The organism is Tautonia rosea (assembly GCF_012958305.1).
In the GTDB taxonomy this organism is placed as follows: Bacteria; Planctomycetota; Planctomycetia; order Isosphaerales; family Isosphaeraceae; genus Tautonia; species Tautonia rosea.
The window spans coordinates 218513-238022 of record NZ_JABBYO010000010.1; the positions used below are offsets into that span (position 1 = coordinate 218513).

General features: G+C 64.6%; 15 protein-coding genes and 1 tRNA gene. 10 read left to right on the forward strand and 6 right to left on the reverse strand.

The window, feature by feature from the left end; translation table 11 throughout:
- Positions 1-65: 65 nt before the first annotated feature.
- From HG800_RS18670 to HG800_RS18685, 4 genes are all read right to left on the reverse strand, one after another.
- The gene (locus HG800_RS18670; protein ID WP_169978227.1) at positions 66-995 is read right to left on the reverse strand and encodes a DUF58 domain-containing protein; all 930 of its coding nucleotides are present in this window, start codon (positions 993-995) and stop codon (positions 66-68) included.
- A 49-nt stretch (positions 996-1044) separates the two neighbouring features.
- Positions 1045-2115 (reverse strand): AAA family ATPase, encoded by a 1071-nt coding sequence (locus tag HG800_RS18675; protein WP_169978229.1) that lies wholly within the window; start codon positions 2113-2115, stop codon positions 1045-1047.
- A 153-nt stretch (positions 2116-2268) separates the two neighbouring features.
- On the reverse strand, positions 2269-5814 hold the full coding sequence (locus HG800_RS18680; protein WP_169978231.1) for an ATP-binding protein: 3546 nt from the start codon (positions 5812-5814) through the stop codon (positions 2269-2271).
- The gene (locus tag HG800_RS18685; protein ID WP_169978233.1) at positions 5811-7082 is read right to left on the reverse strand and encodes a metallophosphoesterase family protein; all 1272 of its coding nucleotides are present in this window, start codon (positions 7080-7082) and stop codon (positions 5811-5813) included. The genes HG800_RS18680 and HG800_RS18685 overlap by 4 nt, the downstream gene beginning before the upstream one ends.
- 1106 nt (positions 7083-8188) lie before the next feature.
- Between HG800_RS18685 and HG800_RS18690 the strand changes: the two genes are divergently transcribed.
- Together HG800_RS18690 and HG800_RS18695 are read left to right on the forward strand one after the other, a co-directional pair.
- Positions 8189-10660 (forward strand): PSD1 and planctomycete cytochrome C domain-containing protein, encoded by a 2472-nt coding sequence (locus tag HG800_RS18690; protein ID WP_235963783.1) that lies wholly within the window; start codon positions 8189-8191, stop codon positions 10658-10660.
- Between the two features lie 47 nt (positions 10661-10707).
- Entirely contained in the window at positions 10708-12075 is a 1368-nt protein-coding gene (locus tag HG800_RS18695; protein WP_169978235.1) for a DUF1501 domain-containing protein, read from the forward strand.
- Between the two features lie 131 nt (positions 12076-12206).
- On the opposite strand, the gene HG800_RS18700 is transcribed toward HG800_RS18695, so the two are convergent.
- A tRNA-Ser gene (locus tag HG800_RS18700) sits at positions 12207-12295 on the reverse strand.
- 230 nt (positions 12296-12525) lie between these two features.
- Between HG800_RS18700 and HG800_RS18705 the strand changes: the two genes are divergently transcribed.
- On the forward strand, positions 12526-13278 hold the full coding sequence (locus HG800_RS18705) for a tyrosine-protein phosphatase (RefSeq protein WP_315852060.1): 753 nt from the start codon (positions 12526-12528) through the stop codon (positions 13276-13278).
- A 158-nt stretch (positions 13279-13436) separates the two neighbouring features.
- The gene (locus tag HG800_RS18710; RefSeq protein ID WP_169978239.1) at positions 13437-14003 is read left to right on the forward strand and encodes a hypothetical protein; all 567 of its coding nucleotides are present in this window, start codon (positions 13437-13439) and stop codon (positions 14001-14003) included.
- Between the two features lie 124 nt (positions 14004-14127).
- Here HG800_RS18710 and HG800_RS18715 read toward each other — a convergent pair whose 3' ends face one another.
- Positions 14128-14289, reverse strand: a complete 162-nt coding sequence (locus tag HG800_RS18715; protein ID WP_169978241.1) for a hypothetical protein — start codon at positions 14287-14289, stop codon at positions 14128-14130.
- Between the two features lie 477 nt (positions 14290-14766).
- Here HG800_RS18715 and HG800_RS18720 point away from each other — a divergent pair, with 477 nt between their 5' ends.
- The 6 genes from HG800_RS18720 to HG800_RS18745 form a co-directional block, all read left to right on the forward strand.
- A complete protein-coding gene (locus HG800_RS18720) occupies positions 14767-15021 on the forward strand; it encodes a hypothetical protein (RefSeq protein WP_169978243.1) in 255 nt (84 codons plus the stop codon).
- A gap of 184 nt (positions 15022-15205) precedes the next feature.
- Positions 15206-15685, forward strand: coding sequence for a type VI secretion system amidase effector protein Tae4 (locus HG800_RS18725; RefSeq protein WP_169978245.1), 480 nt, complete (start codon positions 15206-15208; stop codon positions 15683-15685).
- Between the two features lie 360 nt (positions 15686-16045).
- Complete coding sequence (locus HG800_RS18730; RefSeq protein WP_169978247.1) at positions 16046-17692, forward strand: peptide chain release factor 3; 1647 nt, start codon at positions 16046-16048, stop codon at positions 17690-17692.
- A gap of 39 nt (positions 17693-17731) precedes the next feature.
- Positions 17732-18343, forward strand: coding sequence for a methyltransferase domain-containing protein (locus HG800_RS18735; protein ID WP_169978249.1), 612 nt, complete (start codon positions 17732-17734; stop codon positions 18341-18343).
- The gene (locus HG800_RS18740) at positions 18340-18960 is read left to right on the forward strand and encodes a DUF1349 domain-containing protein (protein ID WP_169978250.1); all 621 of its coding nucleotides are present in this window, start codon (positions 18340-18342) and stop codon (positions 18958-18960) included. Before HG800_RS18735 ends, HG800_RS18740 begins: the two co-directional genes overlap by 4 nt.
- 275 nt (positions 18961-19235) lie before the next feature.
- A partial coding sequence (locus HG800_RS18745; protein ID WP_169978252.1) for a hypothetical protein occupies positions 19236-19510 on the forward strand: 275 nt, incomplete at its 3' end.

Genomic DNA, 19510 nt, shown 5'->3' on the forward strand with positions numbered 1-19510 from the left:
TACCACTCCCGACTCAATTCCTACCAGGGTCGTCAGTGCCTCGCAGTGCCGAGCCGCCGAAATGCTCAGGATCGGGGCAGACCATGTGCTCGGCCCGTGCGGCGGGCGAGGTAGTCGAGCAAGATGCGTTCGGGAGGCTCGGAGGTCGGGGCGTACTGGTAGTCGGCCCTCATGCCCAGCAGTCGCTCCCGGAGCAATCGGCAGTGCGTCTGGAATCGCTCCAGGTAGGTCCGTCGCAGGCTCGACGGGTCGACCCGCATGGCCCGGCCGCTCACCTCCAGATCCTGGAACCGGACGGGTCCGGCGAAGTCGAACGATTCTTCCTCAGGCGCAAGGATCTGGAAGAACAGAACCTCATGATGCCGATGCCTGAGGTGCCGGAGTGACTGGCAAAGCGCATCGAGGTCATCCAGCCCATCGGAAAAGATCACGATCAAGCCTCGCCGTCGAATCCGCTCGGCCAGAGCGTGCAAAACCCGGTGCAACGGTGCCTCTCCGCCCGGCGTCGCCTGCTCCATCGCCCGGCAAAGGACCGAGAAGTGCCCCGGAGCCGATCGCGCCGGAATCATCGACCGCACCTCGCCGTCGAACGTCACCAGCCCCACCGCATCGCGCTGACGAATCATCAAGTAGGCCAGTGATGCCGCCAGCCGCCTCGCCTGCTCCAGCTTCGCAATCGTCCGACCAGCAAAGGCCATGCTGCCCGACGTATCGAGCACAAGGTACGCTTTCAGATTCGTTTCTTCTTCATATTCGCGGACGTAATACCGATCCGTCTTGCCAAACGCCCGCCAGTCGATATGCCGAATCTCATCCCCCGGCCCATACGGCCGATGCTCGGCGAACTCGACCGAGAACCCCTTGAACGGGCTCCGGTGCAATCCGCTTACCACCCCCTCGACCACCAGCTTTGCCAGCAATTCCAGCCTCCCGAACCGCGCCAGCGCTTCGGGATCGAGGTCGGCCGTCGGGTCGGGAGGCGTGTTCGGGGGCATGGGGTGATCCGGGAGAGGTCGAAGCAGGCTCAGAACCAGTCCGAGCGATTTATCGAGCACCCGTCAGCCGATCGGCCGCGGTTGCCAGCGGGTTGGGCACGTCGTCGAGCAACTGGCCGATCACGCGGTCGGCGTCGATCCCCTCGGCCTCGGCGTGGAAGGTGGTGACGATCCGGTGCCGCAAGACGGGACGAGCGACGGCGTTCACGTCGTCGATGCCGGCCGCGAACCGGCCATGCAAGACGGCTCGGGCCTTGGCGCAAAGGATGAGCGCCTGACCTGCCCTCGGGCCGGCTCCCCACGAAACATTCGTGCGGACAAACGCCGTGGCCTCGGGCTGGTCGGGACGACTCGCGCGGACAAGGTCGCGGGCGTAGCGGAAGACGTGGTCGGGAACGGGCACCCGTCGCACAAGGCGTTGCAGCGTCAATATCGTGTCGGCCGTCAGGAAGGCTTCGGGGTCGGGGCTGGGCTCTCCGGTCGTCCGTCGGAGAATTTCCAGCTCCTCATCGGGGGTCGGATACGGCACGCGAACGTTGAGCATAAAGCGGTCGAGCTGGGCCTCGGGCAAGGGATACGTCCCTTCCTGCTCGATCGGGTTCTGCGTGGCCAGGACGAAGAACGGGTCGGGCAGGTCGAACGTCTGCCCCCCGGCCGAAACGTGCCGCTCCTGCATCGCTTCGAGCAGGGCCGCCTGTGTTTTCGGAGGCGTCCGGTTCACCTCGTCGGCCAGTACCACGTTGGCAAACAACGGACCCCGAATGAACACAAAATGCCTGCGACCCGTCTCGGGGTCGTCCTGCAGAATATCGGTCCCGGTGATGTCCGAGGGCATCATGTCCGGCGTGAACTGAATCCTCCGGAAGCTCAGATGCAAGATCTTCGCCACCGTCCCCACAAGCAACGTCTTGGCCAGCCCCGGGACGCCCACGAGCAACACATGCCCCTTTGCGAACAGGCTGATCAGTAACTGCTCGACCACCTCATCCTGGCCGATGATCACCTTGGCGATCTCCGATCGCATCGTCCGATACGACTCGGCCAGGTCGGCCAGCGCGGCCAGGTCGTCGGGCTTCTCAGAGGAAGGAGATAGGGAAGGGGAAGGCTCGGGCTCGGGCATGACGGTCAGGTCCTTCGTTCACTTCGCCGCTCCAACCGCGTTCGGCTGGCACCTGGCAGGACAATCGCACCAGCGTCCCAGCCCCCGGCGCACGCGTCAAGGCAGCGCCCTGCCCCGGCCTTGCCAGGAATGCGCCGTCCAGACCACTCGGTGTCACGCGGTCGCCGAAACGGCCGAACGTTCCAGCCGATGCAGGAACAACACCTCGGGCGGCAGCTTCGATTGGGCCAGCTCCACCAGATGCTCGTGATGCGTGAAAAACAACACCTGCGTCCGCTTCGACAGCTCTCCCAGGGCGCGAAGCGCTGCGGCGGAGCGCTCATCATCAAAGTTCAAGAGAATGTCGTCGGCGATCAAGGGAATCGGCTCGTGCCGGTCGAGCCATCCTTCCAGGCTCGCCAGGCGAAGGGCCAGGTAAAGCTGGTCGCAACTGCCGTCGCTCATCGCCGACACCCCCACTCGCAGACCGTTCCGCACGCCGAGCAAGACGGGCCTCCCCTGGTCATCCTCGTCGAAGTCAAGCCCCTGGAACGAACCGCAGGTCAGCTCGGCGAACAGCTCGCCGGCGCGGCGGATGACCGGCCCTTGGTGCTCCTCGCGGAACTGCTCGATTCCCCGGTGCAGCAGCTCGGCGGCGATCCGCAGCGCCGCGTAGTCCTCCACCTTCGACCGCAGCTCGGCCAGCAGCGACTGCGTCCGCTCGGCCGCCAATGCCGCATCGTCTCCCCCCTGTTGCGATCGCAGCCACTCCCGCTCGCCGCCGATCGTCTGATCCAGGCTCGATCGTTGCTCCTCGATCGTCTCCAGCTCCGCTTCCAGTTCCTGAAGTCGCAGATCAATCGCATCCGCATCAATCGATTTCACCTCGGCGATGAACTCCTCCAGCGAGGCCCCTGCGCTCAAGTCTCGGATCTGATCGTCCACGCGGCGCAGTTCGCGTTCCACCCTCGACCGCTCGGCGGCTCTTGCCTCGGCCTCGGGCAGTTCGTCGGCCGATGCGCAGCGGGCTTCCTGACAAAGCGCCTCAAGCCGAGCCTGTTCGTGAAGAATCGTTTGCTCGGCCGATCGAAGCTTCGCGACCACGGCTTCAAGATTCTGCCGGGTCGTTTCCCAATGCTTACGCCGGTCCCTTGCCTCGCCAAGCCGGCGGTACAGCTCGGCCACAGTCGTTTCGACCGGCCGCTCAACCAGATCAAGGGCGATCGCCTGGCAGACCCCGGCGACGTCCTGGGCAAATTCCCTGGCGTCGCGGTCAATCCCTTCAATCCGGGCCTTGAACCCTCGGGCGTTCTCCAGGTGGCCGAACAGGGCGTCAATCCGATCCAGAAACGAGTCGGCTTGAGCCGGAGTCGCTTCGGGTTCGAGCCCGATTCGGGCCATCAACGGACCCCATCGGCCGTGCCATTGCTCACGATGTCGGGTCGATTCCAAGAGCCTCCGCTCGGCCTCGTCCCGTTCGCGGCGGGCGTGCTGGACGTTTTTCTCCACCTCCTTGCGCCGCGTCCGACGCTCCTCGACCTCGGCAATCACGGCCTCGGCGTGCTCCAGCCGATCGGCCAGCGCCTCGGTCTCGCTCCCCTTCGCCTCCAAGCCCGCCGGCAAGGCCGAGGCGATCGCCTCCCGATGCTCGTTGATGGTGCGTTGAAGGGATTCGATCTGCTCGTCCCGCAGCCGGAACGCCTCTCCAGCCTCCACAATCGCCTCGCGGCGGCGGAGCCAACCGCGCAGTTCTTCCGGGCCAAGTGGAGTCGGCAGCCCGAGCGATCGGAGCCGCTCGGCCCACCGTTGCCGGAGGCGTTCCAGAGCCTCCGACTCGCGTTCCCTCGCCTCCCGGAGATCAGCCCGGCGGCCTTCGAGCGTCTCTCGCTGCGCATGATGATGGGCCAGGGTCGCGGCCCGATCAGCCTCGCGGCGGAGCCGGTCGGCCTGTTCATCTGCCCGCAACAGGCTACGCTCGAAGGCCCCGTCGAGCGCTCCTCCCGGCGCGAACTCGGCGATAAACGCAGCCGTGTCGTCTCCCGGCGCGGCCCGATCGATCCACGAGCGCCGGACTAGCTGCCAGCCCTTGTCACGACGGAATCGGGCCTCGGCCAGATCGGCCTCGGTCGGCACGTCTTGTTCGAGCGTCAAGGTGCGAATCTGAACCTCGACCGCCTCCAGATCCCGCGTCAGGGTCGCCAGATCGCGATCACCTTGCTGGAGCCGCTGCCCATGCACGGTGATCGCCTGCAACGCCTCGGCAATCGTCTCCTCAAGCGGCGGCCGAAGCTGGGCCAGCTCCTCAAGTGAACCGTCCCAGTGGGGCAAGCCTTGAAGCGCCCGCTGCAGGCTCCGCTCCTCCTGCTCGCGAGCCGACTGCCAGGCCCGCAACTCCTCCTCCGGATCACCGAGCTTCCGGCACCGTTGAACCACCCGGCGCAGCGGGGTGATCTCCGGCTCCGGACCAATCGTGTTGAGGTCTTCGGTCAATTCCCCCAGGCGAGCCTTCTGCGACTCGAACGCCTGCCGATGGCGGTCGAGGCTGGTTTCAATCGACGCATGTTCGCGCCCGAGTTCGCGGATCAGCTCCGGCTCGTCCCCTCGGAGCCGAAGCGCCGCGGCCTGCTCCAGATCCCGAGGCTTCCCCAGCTCCACCAGCAGATTCCGCGCGAAATGCTCGTCGCTCGTCTGCCTCGACCGCAGGTCGGGCCGGTCGTGCTGCCCCTTCAGGTACGCTCCCAGCCGCTGGTGAAGCGACTCGATGGTCTCCCCGTGCGCGAGCAAGTCATCGGGAACGGCGATCGCGTCAAGTGAAGCGGTCAGCTCATCACGATCCGCCTTCGCCTGTTCGGCCAGCGCCAGGGCTCGGGTCAGCGACTCTCGGGCCGATCGGTGCCGCTCGGCAAAGTCGTCGGCAAGCGGGACGACATGGGCCAATCCTTCGAACCGCGTGAGCAGCTCGTCTCGTTCGGCGATCGGCTTCAACGCGCTTTGAATGCGCACCAGCCGGTTCCGGGCTCGCGAGCGATCCTGGCGAGCGAGGTCGTACTCCTCCTTCGCCCGCATCGCATCGCGCAGCCCCTCGTGATGCCGGTTCCACTCGTCGCTCGGCAGTTGCGACTCCTGAACCTGCTTGCGCAACGCCGTCAGTTCCGAGAGCAAGCGGTTGATCTCAGGAATCTGGCCCTTCGGCTTGAACAGACTCTCAAGTTCCTTTTGAAGCGTTCCGGTTGCCGCTTTCAGGCCCGTCAGGCCCGATCCGGCCGCAAAGAGCAGCTGACCGACCTGCCCCTCCCCTTCCAAGATCGCCTTGCCCCCCTTCACGAGCCGTTCGTGGTCGATCCCGAAGAGCGCCTCGAAAGTCTCCGCATCGACCCCGCCGAGAAAGCGATCAAGCGTTTCGCCCTCAATGGTCGTCGCGGGGTCGTCGGATGACGTCAACGCATTCTTGTTCTTTTTTCGACGCTGGAAGGCGAGCACGTTCCCCGCGCGGTCTTCAATCTCGGCCCCAACGCACATCTGGTTGTGTTCATGAACAAAGTTGTCACTCGATCGGTGTGGAATGCCGTAAAACAGGTCGTGAATCGCACGCAGGGTCGAGCTTTTCCCGGCCTCGTTCGGTCCGTGGATCAGATGCAGGCCGAACGATCCGGCCGAAAGATCGAGCGACAGGTCGGTAAACGGCCCAAAGGCCAGGAGGTCGAGGCGTCGGAGTCTCATGAGTGCGGCTCGTTCGCGGCGCGGAGCCGGTGCAAGAGGAGCGGCCCGGCCCGGTCGAGCATCTCGCGGAGCCAGTCCGGGTCGTCGAGGCTCAATGGGTCGTCGCCGGTCGTGAATTCCGAGGGGAGCTTGCGCCTCAGGTCCGCCAGCCGATCGCCCAGGTCTCGCAGCGCCTGATCGTCGCTGCGGTACGAATCGACCAGGCTCATCAAGGCGTCGATCGGGCCGTCGCCGTCCCGCTCCGAAGCCCGCAGCAAGGGCCGGGTCGAGAGCTTCACCCGCTCGATCCAGAGCCGATCACCGTCGATCGACAAGCCCTCGGCCCGAATCTCATTGATCCACCGGGCGCGATCGGCCACAAACGCCTCGTGCCAACGACTCGCCCCCAGCACCCGGACCCGCACCGCCAGCAAGCGGTCGGGGTCGTCCTCCTCGTCGAGCAGGCGGTGCAGTTCCTGATCGACCAGGGCGAGCAGATCGCTCGGCCGCTCCAGGTCCGAGGCGTCCAGATCGCAAACCTCCCAGCGCATCACATCGAGCCGGTGGAACGTCGATCGCGGCTCCTGGCCCGGCTCCAGATCGACGATCAGGCACCCTTTCGGCCCCGTCTCGCGGATGTGCCGCCCTTGCAGGTTGCCCGGGAAGACGATCGACGGATCCCCCGCCACGTCGTGCCTCAGATGAATATGACCGAGCGCCCAGTAGTCATACCCCTTCGCCCGCAACCCTTCAACCGAGCACGGTGCGTAGCGTTCGTGCCCCTCGGCCCCGGCCACGCAGGTGTGCAGCATGCCGATGTTCAGACACCCGCCGGTCGGCGCCGGGTATCGGGCAGAAAGATCCTGCGTGACTGCCGCCGTGGCAAACCCCTGGCCGTGAATCATCACGTCCAGCTCGCTCAGGGGAATTGTCTGCGGTTTGTCGGTGTCGAGCATCGTGATCCCCTCGGGCAGCGAGAGGGACCGGGTCATCTTGTTCTGCGCATCGTGGTTGCCCGCGATGATGAAGACCGGAATCTTCGCATCAATGAGCGCTTCGAGCGTCTTGCGAAGAAACAGCCCCGTGTTGTAATCACGCCAGGTCCCGTCGTAGAGGTCGCCGGCAATCAGGACGAAATCAACCCGCTGCTCAATCGCCAGCTCCACCATGCGCTTCAAGGCCCGCCGCGTGCTCGACCGTAGCCGATCGATCGGCGCGCCGTCATACCGCTCCAGCCCGCACATCGGACTGTCGAGGTGGATGTCTGCCGTATGAAGAAACCGAGGCATAACCAGAATTGCCCGGATTGAAGTGAATCTCGTCCCAAGCGGGTGATCCCTCCCGAGAGGCGACCGCGCGCACTCGGTGACATCTGACCATCATGACACGATCTCCCCCTCCGACAAGAGCGATTGCCGAGCCGACCGTCCCGCCGCCCTCACGACCCCCCCGACCCGCGATCGAGCCATCGGCGCTTCGTCTTCAACTCCGCCAGCCCCGGAACACTCCGTCCTCCCATTCCCAAGTTCCTGTGACTACCGCCCTTGAATTTTTCGATGATGTTGTTGTGGACCTTCCCCCTTCCGAACCCCGCACCGCAGCTTGAGCCCTCGACGCCCGACCGCCAATGCACCCTGCCTCCCCCTGCCCACGATCCGATCTCCCCTCGGGGCCTCTTGCTCCCCCGAGCCCTCAAACGCTCCGCGCATCGCAATCCCCCCGGCCCGCCGTCGGCGCGAAACGAACCCAAGTGCCCGCGCCCAATGCTCGAAACGAACGGGATCAATCGGCGCAAATCCAGAACCGGAAGTCAGAAGCGTCAATCATGCCAGGCGCACCCGAGGCGCACCCGGCGGCGCACCAATCGCGCACCCGATCCCACCGAAGCCTGGCCTCCACCACTCCAACGAACCCGCCGCGCCCCTGCCGCGTCTTTCCCGAAACGAAACGGACGAATCGGCGTAACTCCCTCTCAAAAAACAACCTACGGCCGTATTTCTCGGCGCACCAGGTGGCGCACCGAGCCGCGCACCTGGCAACCGCGAAACCGACCTGCCCCCACCAGCTCCGGGAAGCCTCCCGGCTCGCCGGTTCGTCTTACGCTTTCGTGCGATCACGCCTCGGAATCCCGAAACGAAAGCGTCGATTTGACGCAAGTCCCTATCATTTCAGAAAGAGCGTTATTGGCCATCAGCGCACCCGAAGGCGCACCAGAGGCGCACGAGCCGTTACCACCGAGGGGTTTCCCATCATCGCCCCACCGTTGACCCGAATCGTCCGGCACTCCCGGCCGAAGGCTTCGGACTTGCGACCCGTCACCGAGGCTGATACGCTCGTCCAATGGTTGTTAAATAATCTCGTCCCCATCGCCCGGCCCACGCGGGGGAGGCACGCGATGTTGAATCGGACGGCATCGGTCTTGATGGTTTCGGCGGCGTTGGTCTGCGGGAGAGGCGGCCTCGAAGCCCAGGCCCAGACACCCGATGCAGCCTCGGAAACCTTCTTCGAGGTCAAGATTCGTCCGGTCCTGGCCGAGTCCTGCGTCACCTGCCACGGCGAGGTGAAGCAGAACGGCGGCCTGCGGCTCGATAGTCGGCAGGCAATGCTCGACGGCGGCGTCAGCGGCCCGGCCATCGAGCCGGGTGCTCCTGAAGAAAGCCTGCTCACCTTCGCCATCTCCCACGAGGACGAGCTGCTCAAGATGCCCCCCGACGAGCCCCTTTCCAGGGAGGCTCGAGACGACTTCGCCGCCTGGATCGCCGCTGGTGCCCCCTGGCCCGAGGCGGCCGCTCGCGCGCCGATCGAGGGGAAAACCCACTGGGCCTTCGGGCCGCTCCGCCCGATCGAGCCCCCCATCGATCCGACCGGCTGGGCCACCGAGCCGATCGACCAGCTCATCGCCGCGAAGCAGCGCGAGGCGGGCGTCTACCCCGTCGATCGGGCCGACCGCCGCGCCTTGATCCGTCGCGCCACCTTCGACCTCATCGGCTTGCCTCCCGAGCCGGATCGGGTCGAGGCCTTCGTCAACGACGAACGGCCCGACGCCTACGACCGATTGATCGAGGAGCTTCTCGCCTCGCCTCATTACGGCGAGCGCTGGGGACGCTACTGGCTCGACCTCGCCCGCTACGCCGACACCGCCGGCGATAACTCGGACTACCCGATCCGAGAGGCGTACCTCTACCGCGATTACGTCATCGACGCCTTCAACGCCGACATCCCCTACGACCGGTTCCTTCACGAACAGCTTGCCGGCGACATCCTCGCCCTCGAAGGCCCCGAAGACGACTACGCCCGGCAGGTCATCGCCACCGGGTTCATCGCCCAGTCGAAGCGGTTCGGCACCCGCAAGCTGGAAGACATCCACCAGATTATCGAAGACAGCCTGCACACGACCGGCCAGGTGGTCCTCGGGCTCTCGATGCGATGCGCCCGATGCCACGACCACAAGTTCGACCCGATCAGTGCGAATGACTATTACGCGCTCTATGGCTTCTTCGCCGGTGCGAAGTACCCCTTTGCCGGGGCCGAGGAAGTCCGACGGCCGAGCGAGTTCGCCCCGCTCGTTCCCCCGTCTCGGCTCTCCGAGTTCGAATCGCAGTACAACGAGACATTCACTCGCCTGAAGGCCGAGCTGAGCTCCACCGAGGCCGAGGCAACCGAGGCGATCGGCGATGCCGGCTTCGCCGCCGCGGTCGAGCAGTTCGTCGGCCTCCCCGACCGGATCGAACGGGCCGAGGTCGAGCTGTCGCGGACCACCCGAAGCCAGAACCGCCGCATCAACGGTGTGAAGACCGAGCTGAAACAGCTTGAGGAGGCCGGTCCCGAGGCCCTCGCTCCCAAAGCCTACGCCGTCCGAGACGGCGAGCCGACCGACGCGAAGTTCCAGAAAGGCGGCGACCCGCGCAACCTGGGCGAGGTCGTCCCCCGAGGCGTCCTCCGCGTCCTTGACCCCTCCGGCACCATCGACCTGCCCGAGACCGGCAGCGGCCGCCTGGCCCTGGCCAAGTGGCTGACCGACGGCCCCCCGCGCGATCTGGTCGCTCGGGTCATGGTCAACCGCCTCTGGCAGCACCACTTCGGCAAGCCGATCGTCGCCACCCCGTCCGACTTCGGCCTCCGGGGCACCCCTCCCACCCATCCCGACCTGCTCGAATGGCTCGCGAGCGACTTCATCGCCTCCGGCTGGTCCATCAAGGAGATGCACCGCCGGATCATGCGGTCCGAGACCTACCGCCTCGCTTCGACCCGAGACGCGAACAACGAGGCGATCGACACCGGCAACGCCTGGTACTGGCGGTTCGACCGCCGCCCGCTCGACGCCGAGGCCCTCCGCGACGGCCTCCTTGCCCTCGGTGGCAACCTGAAGACCGATCGCCCCGGCCCGCACCCGTTCCCGGATGTCAACACGTGGACCTTCACCGCGCACCATCAATTCAAGGCGCTCTATCCGTCGGAACACCGAAGCGTCTACCTGATGGTCCAGCGGCTCCACCCCCACCCGTATCTCTCCCTGTTCAACGGGCCGGATGCCGGGGCCACAACCGCCATGCGAGACAGCTCGACCGTTTCGCTCCAGGCCCTCTATCTGCTCAACAACACGTTCGTCCACGACCAGGCCGAGCGGTTCGCCGATCGGCTCGTGAGCAACCTGGCCGACCACGACACCCGGCTCCAACACGCGTATCTGCTTGCCTTCGGCCGCCGGCCGACCGACGACGAACGCGACCGGGCCGAGACCTTCCTTGCCCAGTATCAGGCCAGCCTCGTTGCTGAGGGCTGCGCCGACGACCGCTGCGAGTCGGAAGCCTGGTCGGCCCTCGCCCGCGCCATGTTCGCTTCCAACGAATTCTTTCACGTGGATTAATGAATTGATCGCCGTGCTGCTCGATGCTCGACGGAGGGCCCTCGCCGATGGCGTTTGAACCGATCGACCGCCGGACCATGCTCCGCCGCGCCTCTGCGTTCGCCACGGCCGGCGGGCTGGGAATGTATCGGCAACTCTCGATTGCCGCCGCCGCTAACGAGGGGCACCCGCTTGCCCCTCGCCCCGGCCACTTCCCGAGCAAGGCGAAGCACCTGATCATCTTCTTCATGACCGGCGGATTCTCGCATCTCGATACGTTTGACTACAAGCCAAAGCTCCAGGCCGACCACGACAAGGAGGTCGGCCGGAACAAGGTGCTGGCCTCCCCGTATGCGTTCCGCCCCCGGGGTGAGTCGGGCAAGATGGTCAGCGAGCTGTTCGAGCACGTCGGCGGCGTGATCGACGACTTCTGTTTCCTGCACACCGTCCACGGCGACTCGGCTGGGCACTCGGCCGCCACGCTGGGCATGCACACCGGATCGGTCACAATCCCCTTGCCGAGCATCGGCTCTTGGGTCAGCTACGGTCTGGGCACGCGCAACACGAACCTCCCTTCGTTCGTCGTCCTGGCTGAAAAAGAGCCGTACAACGGCTTCCAGGTCTGGGATTCGAACTTCCTGCCCGCCTATCACAAGGGGGTCCGCGTGATCCCCGGCGACAACCCCCTGCCCGACGTCCAGAGCCCCGTCGCGTCCGTCTCGCGCCGCGAGCTTGAAGGCCTGATGCTCCGCGACCTGAACGAGGCCCACCTCTCCCGCCGCGACGGCGACGCCATGCTTGCCTCCCGGATGGCCACGTTTGACACGGCCTACGGCCTGATGCGCGAGGCTCCCGAAGCCTTCGACCTTTCGGGCGAAACCTCCGAAACCCTTGACCTCTACGGCGCCAGGACCGACCAGCCCGGCTCCTTCGCCGCTCAGTGCCTGACCGCCCGTCGCCTGGTTGAGCGGGGCGTCCGCGTGGTCGAGCTGTTCGACGTCGGCTCAAACACCAACTGGGATAGTCATAACAACATCGATGACCACCGAAAATTGTCAAAGAATGTCGATCAGCCGATTGCTGCGCTCATCGCCGACCTGAAGCGTCGAGGGATGCTCGACGAGACCTTGATCGTCGGCTGCTCCGAGTTCGGCCGGACCCCCTGGCAGGATCTCACCCCCGTCGGCCGAGGGCATCATAGCCGCTGCTTCACCTGCTTCCTGGCCGGTGGCGGCGTTAAAGGGGGGGTCAGCTACGGCGTCTCTGACGAGTACGGCAACGCCCCTGCCGAAAACCCGGTCCACGTCCACGACTTCCACGCCACCATCCTGCACCTGATGGGCATGGATCACACCCGCCTGACCTACCGCTACTCCGGCCGCGACTACCGCCTGACCGACGTTTACGGCAAGGTCGTCCACGACATCATCGCCTGAGGGAATCGGGCCGCCATACCATCCCGATTCCCACCGCGTTCGGCTGACTCAGATCAAAACATCAACACGCCCCGACCCGGATTCTCCGGAGCGGGGCGTGTTCTTCGTTCGGCCGGCAATCATCCTTCGAGCGGAGAGGGGGGGATTCGAACCCCCGAGACCGGTTTCCCAGTCTAACGGTTTAGCAAACCGTCGCTTTCAACCACTCAGCCACCTCTCCCGCATTGGGTTCGAGCTCGGCCGTTATGCCGAGGCGAGCCATGATCAGTATTATCAATCATCCTGGGCGGGTGTCAACGCGCCATCTGCGTGATTTTTCTCCGCAACGCTCCCCGACCGCAACCGGACATGACTGGGATTGACCGTCGAGGGGGGAGCGATAGAGTCTCATCCGAGATCCACAGGGGGCTCGATCGTACAGGACCGGCCAGAGCGAAAGGACGGAGCATCGTGGAATCCGATCGACCGCAGCAGACCTCGGATCGTCGGGCCAGAAGGCTCGGGCGCCTGAAGCGGGTGGCCGTGGTGCTGTTTCTGCTGGCCGTGGTCTCGGCGACCGTCTTCTACCGGCCGTTGTTCCTGGGCAACGTGGCGGCGGTCGAGCCGGGCAAGGTCTACCGATGTGCCCAGCCGAAGGGGAACCTCGACGACCTCATCGCCGAGCTTCAACCCGGTTCGATCCTCAACCTCCGGGGCGGTTCCTATACCGATTCCTGGTACGCCGCCGAGGTCGAGGCCACCGAGCAGGCCGGGATCGACTTTTACGACTTCCCCATGAAGGCCACCCGGCGACCCAGCCGCGCCGAGCTACTGACCCTGATCGACCTGCTCGACCGCTGCCGGTATCCCCTGGTCATCCACTGCAAGTCGGGCGCGGATCGGACGGGCCTGGCCAGCGCCTTGTATCGCCTGATGGTCCTGGGGGAGTCGCCAGACGAGGCGCTTGAGGAGTTCTCGATCTTCTACTCGCACATTCCCCTGGCCGGTCCCGAACGCCTGCACGAGCCGTTCAAGGAGTACCGCGACTGGCTCCAGGCCGAAGGCAAGACGCACGAGCCCCCTGTGTTCCGCGACTGGGTCGCGCAGCACTTCCGGGACGAAGGTGCCGCCGATGCTGCTCCCATCATCCCCCTGAAGCCCGGTTCCCGGATGGGACCGCCCCCGGCCTGGCTGGCCACGAAAGGGGTCGGACCGAAGCGGTGATCCGGATCGGAGCGGCTCGAAGCGCTTTGCTGGTCCAGAGGCGCTGCAGCCCTCTGCCGGATCGAGCCGATGCGATCGACATGTGCGGTCTTGGGTCAACGCGACCCGGATCAGGCCGCCATGCTCGCCATCGGGATCGACCAGGGAGGGTCGCCGCCATGCTTCGGGGTCTTGCGCTCGTCGTGATCGTGCTGGTTGGGTTCGGATCGGTTGTCGGGTCGGCGACTGGCCAGGGATCGGGGCCGATGATCCCCCCTGCCCCCGAGGGCCTGGCGGTGCGGTCGCTCGATGATCTGGTCCGGCTCGATCCGGTTGCACTCGAAGCGCTCTACCGCCAATCGCCTCCGGCGCCCATTCCCAGCGGCCCGGTCACGGGTCGGCCGGTGATCCTTCCCGGCTCGATCGTGGCCGTACCGGCCTCGAAGGTGGGTCGAGCAGTCTGGCAAGGGAAAATTTTCGACCCGGCCCAGGGCATGGCCGTCAACCGCTTCTTCGGCGTCGAGGCGATCCACGGCGAACTGTCTTACGGCCACTCGTGGCTCGATGGCCGCCCGGCCCTGATCCTCGACTACGAACGGACCTCTCGCCTTTACGGACCCTACCGGGATGAACTCCGAGAGGTCGCGCCCGGCCTGATCCTCGGCCTGATGTACGATCGACGCCCACCGTGCCCCAAACGGACACGGTTCTTCGCACTCGATTACGGCTGCACCCCGGCGCACTGAGGGCCGCGGTCAGTCGGCAATCACTTCGACTCGCCAGATGAGCCGGTCATCCGGCTCAAACAATTCTGAGCCATGCATGCGAATTTGTGAGCACGGCCTTACGGTCAGAATTGGCCGTCGCTGCTCAAACCGCGACCAGCGCCGGTTCTACCTCATCGACCGTGTCCACGATCAGCGAAGCGATCAGCCACTCGATCGGCAGGCCGAGCATTCGGGCCTCCTCCTGAACCTGAGCAAACAGTTCCGGCGACAGCGTGACCGAAAGTTCCGAGGCATTTGAGTTCATCGTCGTGACTCCTCAGCGAAGCCCGCGGAGCGGGAGACGCGGCTCAGACAGAATGGCCGGCCAACGTCCCAGTCGTGATGGGAAAAGCTCATGCACTCAGGCATGGCACAATCACTACTCTCAGGGCGTCGATCCGTGACAACACTTTGTCAAGGTTGCTACCCTAAGAGTTGCATTGAGCGTGCCAACTGCGGACGACAATCCACCAGTGTCGGGCCGAATGGCCGGGCGAACAGAGAAGCGGCCGGTGGATTGGCAGACGTGTTGTAGGTCTTGGACGCTCGAACGTCTCGAAAGATTCCCGAAAAATTTTGATCAACGCTCATCCGAGACCTGGATTTGACTTGTGCCTTGGTCTCTGGATTTGCCATCCTGATCGGAACTTCCGCATCAAGGGAGGGGCGGCCCAGGTGTGTCTGGGTGGTTCCTCTCCCCACGCATCTCTTGCCAGTTGATATTGAGGAATCCCCGCGCACCATGGCCACCGACAACACCGAAACGCCGTCGATCGAGGCAATGAAGTCAAAGCTCAAGGCAATCCGATCGGTTCACCTGACCATCATCGGAATTTTTTGCGTCATCATTCTCGGATGGCTTGTGACGGGAGTCTGGCAAAAGAATCTCCCTATGTTCATTACGACCGTGGTTCTCGCAGTGTCGATGTCTGTCACCAATCTTGCCGTACAATCCAAACTGAAGGCTGAGATCTCGAAACGCGAGGGAAACGGATGAGGGACCGGATCCGCGAGCATACGCAGCCGACCTGATGATTCACGTGTCGTGGGCAGGGCTGCGAACGCGGACCCTCCTTCATCGAATTCCCCGCAACGGTCCCTCGGGTGCTGAAACCATCTCTCAGGAGCAATGTGTCCGTCTCACTCGGTGTCAGTTCACGCACCTTTTACGGAGTGCTGCCATGAAGCCGACCTGGGTGAAGTTCCAAGCCGAGTTCCTTGATTACGTCAACTATCCCGACTCCGGAGCAGTGAAGACGCTCATCGGGGGAGGGATCGATGCGGCTTACATCACAAACACCTGCGCCATTCGGCTCAGCCGAGGGCTCAATGAGAGCGGCGTCCCCTTGCCCGCCCGTCGCAATGGCCTCTTGACGGTCCGAGGGGGCGACAAGAAGTACTACGCCCTGCGTGTGGCGGAAATGCGTACCTGGCTTCCGATCGTGCTCGGCAAGCCTGCCCTCGATCACCGGAAGAAGGCCGGAGTGGGGTTTGACAAAACGCCCCTATCGAGCCTGAAGGGGATCATTGCGTTCGATATTCGATTCTCGGATGCGACCGGGCATCTCGACTCGTGGGACGGATCAACCTTCTCAAGCGAGTACATGGTTTCGGATTACTGGACTCCGGCCACCCGAATCACCCTCTGGTCGCTGAGTTGAGGCGTCCGGCTATCCTTGGGGGTTCGTGTCCCCTGGAGGAGCGTTGACTTCGCTGGGCAGACCGCCTCGTTCGTCCAGCGGTCTGCCGAGGAAGCCGTGCGCGCTCCCCAGGCGTCTGCACGATCACGGCTCCTGGTCGCACGGCATCTTCTGTGTCGCTTCAAGAGTTGCTTGCCTTGCTGGAAACGGACGAAACCGATACACTCGCATGCCAACACACGAATGAACGATTGCGTCGTCTGAATGCACCCTCGGGCCGATCCCCGGAGCACTCGGCCTGACCTGTGGCCGCGAGCGAGGGGAGCACGTCGCTCCGGCCGCGATCGCCGGCGATCTTCTGGACACCTCAACGGATACGGAATGAATTCTCTGGATGGAAACGGTCGGGCGAATCATCAGGACGAAGCCGAAGCAAACTCGACGGCGTTTGATCCGACGGTCAGGGCGGAAGTGAGCCGGCGGCGGACCTTTGCCATCATCTCGCACCCGGACGCCGGCAAGACAACCCTGACCGAGAAACTCTTGCTCTATGCCGGCTGCCTCGACGTGGCAGGCATGGTCCGTGGTCGGCGGAACCAGCGGGCGGTCACGTCGGACTGGATGGCCCTGGAACGGCAGCGGGGGATCTCGATCACCTCGACGGCCCTGAGCGTCGATTATCTCGGTGTCCGCGTGAATCTGCTCGACACCCCTGGTCACGAGGACTTCAGCGAAGACACCTATCGAACCCTCATGGCCGCCGACAGCGCGGTGATGGTGCTCGACGCGACGAAGGGAGTCGAGCCGCAGACCGAAAAGCTGTTTCAGGTCTGCGCCAGGAGACGGATTCCGATCCTGACCTTTGTGAACAAGTTGGACCGGCCCGGTGGCGATCCGCTCGGGATTCTCAGCGAAATCGAGCGCGTGCTGGGAATTGCCGCCTCGCCGTTGAACTGGCCGGTCGGCCTGGGCCGAGACTTCCGCGGCCTCTGCGATCGCGAAACCCGAGCAGTGACGCTGTTCGACCCCGAGGCCCGCGGCTCGCTCGTCGTGCCGACGACCACCTGCCGACTCGACGACCCGGCCGACGGCCAGCTTTCGGACTCCGAGCGCGAGGCCCTTCAAGGCGACCTCGACCTGCTCGACGTGGCCGGAGCGCCGTTCGATCGCGATCGGTTCCTTCAAGGTCAGGTCACTCCTGTGTTCTTCGGCAGCGCCCTGATCAATTACGGGGTCGAAGCCTTCTTCAAGGCCTTTCTGACGCTGGGGCCATCCCCCGGGGCTCGCCCTGCAGAGGAAGGGCCGATTCCTGCCGATCGCGCCGAGTTCGCCGGGTTCATTTTCAAGCTTCAGGCGAACATGGACCCGAAGCACCGTGACCGGGTGGCCTTTCTCCGGGTCTGCTCGGGACGCTTCGAGCGCGATATGGAAGTGACCAACGCCCGGACCGGCACGAAGCTTCGGCTGGCCCGATCGCACCGTCTGTTTGCCCAGGGGCGCGAGACGACCGACGAGGCCTTTCCCGGCGATGTGGTCGGCCTGAACAGCACCGGAGACCTGCGGCTCGGCGACACGCTTTACGCCGGCCCGCCGGTCTGTTACGAACCGTTGCCGGAGTTTCCTCCCGAGTGCTTCGCCCGGCTCGATTGCGCCGATACGGGACGCCGCAAGCAGTTCGACCGCGGCCTGTTTCAGCTTGTCGAGGAAGGGGCGGTGCGTGTGCTGGTCAGCACCCGGCCGGGTGTGCGAGAACTGTATCTGGCGGCCGTCGGAACGTTGCAGTTCGACGTGGTGCAGGCCCGGCTCGAATCGGAGTACGGCGTGCCGACTCGCCTGGTGCCGCTGGAGCCGAAGCTCGCCCGTCGGATCGAAGGGGACGCGGTGGCGCTCAAGCGCCTCTGGCTCCCAAGGGCCTCGATCCCGACCTCCGATCGCGACGGCGATCCGGTGATCCTGTTTAGCACCTCGTTCGAACTGGAAAGCTGCCGCAAGAACAACCCGGACCTTCACTTCGTGCCGCTTTCCTGAGCCGATGAGAGACGACGGACGATCAGGGGACCTCGTCTGATGCGACGATCGCTCCACATCACGCGGATCGAGGAGACGATCGATCGCCTTCGAGCCAGCGGCGCAACGAGTGTGCTCGATCTCGGCTGTGGATCGGGCCGGCTCCTGGTTCGCCTGCTCCGCGAGCCGCAATTTCGCCGGGTGGCCGGCCTCGACCACTGCCGACGCTCGCTCAGCCAGGCCGCCGACGCCCTGAGGGAGGAACTGGAGCCGGGGAGAGGCCGCCTGGAACTGATCCACGGCTCGTTCACCGAGCCCGATGATCGGCTCTGCGGGTTCGACGCGGCCGTGATGGTCGAAACGATCGAGCATCTTGACCCGAGGCGTCTCTCCGAACTTGAGCGGACGGTCTTCCGGCACTGGCGGCCGAAGACGGTCGTTATGACCACGCCGAACCGCGACTTCAACGCGCTGTTCGATCGAGATACCCGCATCCTTCGGCATCGGGATCACCGGTTTGAGTGGTCGCGCGCCAAGTTTGCTCACTGGGCCGGCGGCGTCGCCCAGCGCAACGGTTATCGGGTGGCCTTCGACGGCATCGGTCAGGAACACCCCGCCTTCGGCAGCCCGACTCAACTGGCAGAGTTCTCTCGGGGAGTGGAACACACATGAGCGATGAACCCTTGGTTGAACCGTTCGCAGGACTGTCGCTCCCAGCTCGCCTGCGTTGGTTCAATGCGCCGAAGCGTTGGACCGTGGATCACGAAGCCTCCTGTCTGCGCGTCTGGCCCGAGGGGGGCACCGACTTCTGGCAGAAAACGCATTACGGGTTCGAGGCCGACAACGGGCATTTCCTTCATCTGGAGGCCTCGGCCGATTTCGTGCTGTCCACTCGGGTCCGGTCGCGGCCGGTGCATCAGTACGACCAGGCCGGGTTGATGGTCCGCGTCTCGCCGACCTGCTGGCTGAAAACCTCGGTCGAGTTCGAGCCCGATGGCCCGAACCGACTCGGAGCCGTCGTGACGAACGACGGATACTCGGACTGGTCCACCCAGTCCCTGCCCCACGAGGTCGAAACGGTCTGGTTCCGCGTCCGGCTCGAAGGGAGCGATTGCCTCGTTGAGTCGTCCCGCGATGGAGCCGCCTGGGAACAGATCCGCATGGCCCCGCTTCGTGAGCGGCCGAGGGTGCCGACGATTTCCTGTGGTCTCTATGCGTGCAGTCCGAAAGGGGCCGGATACGAGGCCGAATTCACGGCATTTCGCTTCGCTCCCGGACGATTGGCCTAAGCGGGATCGTCGCCAAGGCCCCTCACTCTCCATCGCGGTTGAGCAAGGCCCTGGCATGTCTGTTCTGTTTGAAAAAACCGACACCCCCCGGATTTTTCGGCTGGGGTGTAGACGTGCGTGCTCAATTTGGCGATAGTCCATCCAGCGATGGCTGCCGTGCTGTGCGTCATCGTTCGTTCCTCGCACCGTCGCCGTGCGGGAACGCGCCGGTCTTCCGGCGTTCGAACGCAGAATCAATGCTCGGCATAGTGATCAGAGAAGAAAGGGGCTTCTCGATGATGCGGCACCTTGCGAAGGGGCTTGTGCTGGCCGTTGCGGTGGCGATGGGTTCTGCCTCCTCGTTGCGGGCAGAAACGATCATCGACTTTGACGATCTGTCCTTGATCAATTTCGGGATCATCCCTGAGGACTACCAGAGCCGGGCCGCCGGCACCTCGAACATCGAGGTCGGCTATCGGACCTTCGACCTGTCCGACAATTCGACCATCGAGGATCACCTCTTGTTCTGGAACACCGGCTACGGTGATCTTTCGCTATCCCGGATTTCTCA